Raw genomic sequence first — 5,000 nt, forward strand, 5'->3', positions numbered from 1 at the left:
AACACTCAGGGACGCCCAAGCGCGTCCTACAGAAAGACCAAAACAGTTTGCTTCGTATCTTTGTCCTTCGCCGGCCTGGTGGTTCTAGCGAGGAGCTTCAACCCGATCCCATCCCGAACTCGGCCGTTAAACTCCTCAGCGCCAATGGTACTATGGCTTAAGCCCTGGGAGAGTAGGTCGCTGCCAGGCCTGCAAAGGACAAAGACTCCTCATCTACGATATCAATACAAAAACGCCGCTTCCTTCGGGAGGCGGCGTTTTTTGTTGTCTGGTCCGCTGGCCAATCGGCGCAAACTCATCATCACGGATCATCGTAACCGCGGCTCCAGCGTCGACGCTCCTCAAGACGCCGTTTCCACCCCGTCCCTCATCCTGAGGAGCGGCAGAGCTCGATCGCGAAAATCATTCAGCCACGATTCAGCTGCAGCATTTTTTTGTGCGGCGTGATCGCCAACAGGCGCTTGCGGGGCTTTCTCAATGTCGATCGCGGTGACGATCCGCTTCGACCGAGATCATTCAGCCGCGATCCACCATCAAAATCCGAACCCGCGTAGCGCGGTCCGTTTGAGCTCATCAGGATCGCGTTCGCCCCAGCGAGGGAAGCGAAGCGATCCGAGATTCGAAAAGGCTGCGATTGGAAGAAGGGATTGTTTCCTTCGCGCAACTGCATCGCCGCTRCTGCGCAGTCCGCTGGCGGGCATCATGCACGCCGATCGCTTTTACCAGCGCCACTGCATCTGCGTTCTTACAACGGCGCTGCAGCATCGTTGCGCCGTCGGCCTGATAGTTCTCAACAGCAGATGAGAGATCGATGCCGACGATGCGCAGCGGCTCATTGCATCATCGTACGAGCCAACGCGTATCGCAGGATCCGGATATCCCCCGCAATTCAATGCGGAATCCTGCTGTCATCATCGCAACGCACTATGATTCGACGTCAACTTCACGCACACGAAAAACGCGTGACGATTTTCTGACGATTGGGCGTTGACAGCTTCGAGAGTGCGAGACTATAAACCGGCCACTGAGCGCGGCGGCGCCGGGGCCCACGGGTCCGGGACGGTTCGACGCTCAGAAGCACCTCAACGCGATGTGTGAAGCACCAGCCGACAGTTTCGGTGGGTGTTTTGTCGTCGGGTTGAGTTGTCAGGTTTCTGAGAAGGGCCTGGCGGATCTCGATCGGTGCAACGTTCTGCTGCTTGTTTCGAACGAAATAATCGGCGCGCTGCGAAGAAAGAGGTTGCTTCCTTCCTCTGGAGGGTCTACTGGTTCGCTCCCTTCGGGGCGCTGACATCCACTGGATGCCGCCTGATGGATCTCACTTTGGAAGATCTGAAGATAGAGATTTCTCCCTCTCGGGGAGATTGACGCATCTGCGTCGGGCTGTTTGACAAGTTAAATTGAAGAAAGAGAAACGTGGACGGCGGAGTCCTTGCGGGTCTCGTTCGATGGAGGCTTCGGCTTCTTGAGACGGGGCCGGACGAAAGACTTCGGCGGTACACGTTTTGAACAAAGGTTAACACCATCGTTGTTAGCGCTGTGAAGCGCGGACAGCAGATTGGCTGAACTTCGGTTTGGTCGATTTAGTATGGTGGGACCTCGTCAATACGTTGTGATCAGCCGGTTTAAAGTTTCAAGTCCAACTTGAGAGTTTGATCCTGGCTCAGAGCGAACGCTGGCGGCAGGCTTAACACATGCAAGTCGAACGGGCGTAGCAATACGTCAGTGGCAGACGGGTGAGTAACGCGTGGGAACATACCTCTTGGTTCGGAACAACACAGGGAAACTTGTGCTAATACCGGATAAGCCCTTACGGGGAAAGATTTATCGCCGAGAGATTGGCCCGCGTCTGATTAGCTAGTTGGTGGGGTAAAGGCCTACCAAGGCGACGATCAGTAGCTGGTCTGAGAGGATGATCAGCCACATTGGGACTGAGACACGGCCCAAACTCCTACGGGAGGCAGCAGTGGGGAATATTGGACAATGGGCGCAAGCCTGATCCAGCCATGCCGCGTGAGTGATGAAGGCCCTAGGGTTGTAAAGCTCTTTTGTACGGGAAGATAATGACGGTACCGTAAGAATAAGCCCCGGCTAACTTCGTGCCAGCAGCCGCGGTAATACGAAGGGGGCTAGCGTTGCTCGGAATCACTGGGCGTAAAGGGTGCGTAGGCGGGTTTTTAAGTCAGAGGTGAAATCCTGGAGCTCAACTCCAGAACTGCCTTTGATACTGAAAGTCTTGAGTATGGGAGAGGTGAGTGGAACTGCGAGTGTAGAGGTGAAATTCGTAGATATTCGCAAGAACACCAGTGGCGAAGGCGGCTCACTGGCCCATAACTGACGCTGAGGCACGAAAGCGTGGGGAGCAAACAGGATTAGATACCCTGGTAGTCCACGCCGTAAACGATGAATGCCAGCCGTTAGTGGGTTTACTCACTAGTGGCGCAGCTAACGCTTTAAGCATTCCGCCTGGGGAGTACGGTCGCAAGATTAAAACTCAAAGGAATTGACGGGGGCCCGCACAAGCGGTGGAGCATGTGGTTTAATTCGACGCAACGCGCAGAACCTTACCAGCCCTTGACATGTCTATGACCGGTACCAGAGATGGAACCTTCCCTTCGGGGCATAGAGCACAGGTGCTGCATGGCTGTCGTCAGCTCGTGTCGTGAGATGTTGGGTTAAGTCCCGCAACGAGCGCAACCCCCGTCCTTAGTTGCTACCATTTAGTTGAGCACTCTAAGGAGACTGCCGGTGATAAGCCGCGAGGAAGGTGGGGATGACGTCAAGTCCTCATGGCCCTTACGGGCTGGGCTACACACGTGCTACAATGGCGGTGACAATGGGATGCAAAAGGGCGACCTCTCGCAAATCTCAAAAAGCCGTCTCAGTTCGGATTGGGCTCTGCAACTCGAGCCCATGAAGTTGGAATCGCTAGTAATCGTGGATCAGCATGCCACGGTGAATACGTTCCCGGGCCTTGTACACACCGCCCGTCACACCATGGGAGTTGGTTCTACCTGAAGGCAGTGCGCTAACCGCAAGGGGGCAGCTGACCACGGTAGGGTCAGCGACTGGGGTGAAGTCGTAACAAGGTAGCCGTAGGGGAACCTGCGGCTGGATCACCTCCTTTCTAAGGATGGATCTTCAGAAGCTTGCTTCTATCGATCCTCTTTTGAAACATCAGTGGCCAGACATTGGATCAATGTCTGAGCTGCATAGGCGGGACACCGCCGTCTTCGTTTCTCTTTCTTCGCGGACGAACACACGCTGGGGCGTGCTCGTGCTGCTTGTTGGCGTTTGATCGCAAGGTCATGTCGATGGGCCGAGCGCAGTCCTTTGTTGTTAGGGCTTGTAGCTCAGTTGGTTAGAGCGCGCGCTTGATAAGCGTGAGGTCGGAAGTTCAAGTCTTCCCAGGCCCACCATATTTGCGCGCTTTGCTTTCAAGGCTGCTGCTCACGTCACGACATCGCATCTGCAAAACGCGCCATTCAGCGTTGAGCATTCGTCTTCTGGAACGGGGGCATAGCTCAGCTGGGAGAGCGCGTGCTTTGCAAGCATGAGGTCGTCGGTTCGATCCCGTCTGCCTCCACCAGAAACTTCTGATGGATGGCGACGTTGAGATCGTAACAAACATTCAGTGTGTTCAGACAGTGCGCGCCATATGGGCAGCGCCTGATTTAGTCCGCGGTATAACTTCGCTTGTCGGTCTTACGAGATCGACTGCGGGATTTATGACATCGTAAAGAGGAGATCGTTCCGAGGTTCGGATCTGCAAGCAATTGCGGGTGCCGCAATCATAATCTCCAGGAATTGAGTGCGAACGCTTTGCTTGCAAAGCTTCCGCATCTTTATTCCTTTTCAACGAAGCTTGACCGCCTCGTTGTCGGTTCGATCTTACGAAGCAAACTGGTCTTTCTAAATCATATCCAGCTGCATGAAGTGCGCACGGCTTGACTGCCGGCGTGCGGATTTTGCGTTTCCAATTCGTTGGTTGCGCAAAGCAGCATGCAGCAAACTCTGCCGAGTGTGTGGATATTGATAATGAGAGCAATCAAGTGTCTTAAGGGTATTCGGTGGATGCCTTGGCAATGAGAGGCGATGAAGGACGTGCTACGCTGCGATAAGCTATGGGGAGCCGCGAAGAGGCTTTGATCCATAGATTTCCGAATGGGGAAACCCACCTTCGATAGCCGAAACTCTAAGGTCATCACGACGCAAGTCGGGGTGGTTTTGGATTTTCGGTTATCAGTTGAAGGTATGAGACTCCTGAATACATAGGGGGTTTCAAGCGAACCCGGGGAACTGAAACATCTAAGTACCCGGAGGAAAGGACATCAACAGAGACTCCGTTAGTAGTGGCGAGCGAACGCGGACCAGGCCAGTGGCATATCAAAGACAACCGGAACCAGTCAGGAAAGCTGGACCTCAGAGGGTGATAGTCCCGTACGGGTAATGCAATGATATGTCCTTGAGTAAGGCGGGACACGTGAAATCCTGTCTGAACGTGGGGGGACCACCCTCCAAGCCTAAGTACTCCTCATTGACCGATAGCGAACTAGTACCGTGAGGGAAAGGTGAAAAGCACCCCGACGAGGGGAGTGAAATAGACCTGAAACCGGATACCTACAAACAGACGGAGCCCAAGATACGTTCTGGGTGACGTCGTACCTTTTGTATTATGGGCCAGCGACTTAATTTAACGAGCAAGCTTAAGCCGATAGGTGTATGCGCAGCGAAAGCGAGTCTGAATAGGGCGCTAAGTTCGTTGTATTAGACCCGAAACCTAGTGATCTAGCCATGGGCAGGTTGAAGGTGAGGTAACACTCACTGGAGGACCGAACGGGTGTCTGTTGAAAAAGACTCCGATGACCTGTGGTTAGGGGTGAAAGGCCAATCAAACTGGGAAATAGCTGGTTCTCCGCGAAAGATATTTAGGTATCGCCTCGGATGAATACCTCAGGGGGTAGAGCACTGAATGGGCTAGGGGGACTTACCGTCTTACC

At 54.0% G+C, this 5,000-nt stretch carries 1 protein-coding gene, 2 tRNA genes and 3 rRNA genes (1 of these 6 running past the window's edge); 5 read left to right on the forward strand and 1 reads right to left on the reverse strand.

The window, feature by feature from the left end:
* The first annotated feature begins 74 nt into the window (after positions 1 to 74).
* Positions 75 to 189, forward strand: a 5S ribosomal RNA gene (gene rrf / locus AC1DUY_RS30660).
* Positions 190 to 406: 217 nt separating this feature from the next.
* Here rrf and AC1DUY_RS30665 read toward each other — a convergent pair.
* Positions 407 to 670 (reverse strand): hypothetical protein, encoded by a 264-nt coding sequence (locus AC1DUY_RS30665; protein WP_478119188.1) that lies wholly within the window; start codon positions 668 to 670, stop codon positions 407 to 409.
* 970 nt (positions 671 to 1,640) lie between these two features.
* Here AC1DUY_RS30665 and AC1DUY_RS30670 point away from each other — a divergent pair.
* From AC1DUY_RS30670 to AC1DUY_RS30685, 4 genes are all read left to right on the forward strand, one after another.
* Positions 1,641 to 3,127: ribosomal RNA gene (locus tag AC1DUY_RS30670) — 16S ribosomal RNA — on the forward strand.
* A gap of 215 nt (positions 3,128 to 3,342) precedes the next feature.
* Positions 3,343 to 3,419, forward strand: a tRNA-Ile gene (locus AC1DUY_RS30675).
* Between the two features lie 94 nt (positions 3,420 to 3,513).
* Positions 3,514 to 3,589 (forward strand) — tRNA-Ala (locus tag AC1DUY_RS30680).
* A gap of 457 nt (positions 3,590 to 4,046) precedes the next feature.
* Positions 4,047 to 5,000 (forward strand): 23S ribosomal RNA (locus tag AC1DUY_RS30685) (it continues 1,866 nt past the right edge of the window).
* The 16S, 23S and 5S rRNA genes sit together here with 2 tRNA genes alongside, the layout of an rRNA operon.

This window comes from Tardiphaga sp. P4_G1, assembly GCF_056401215.1.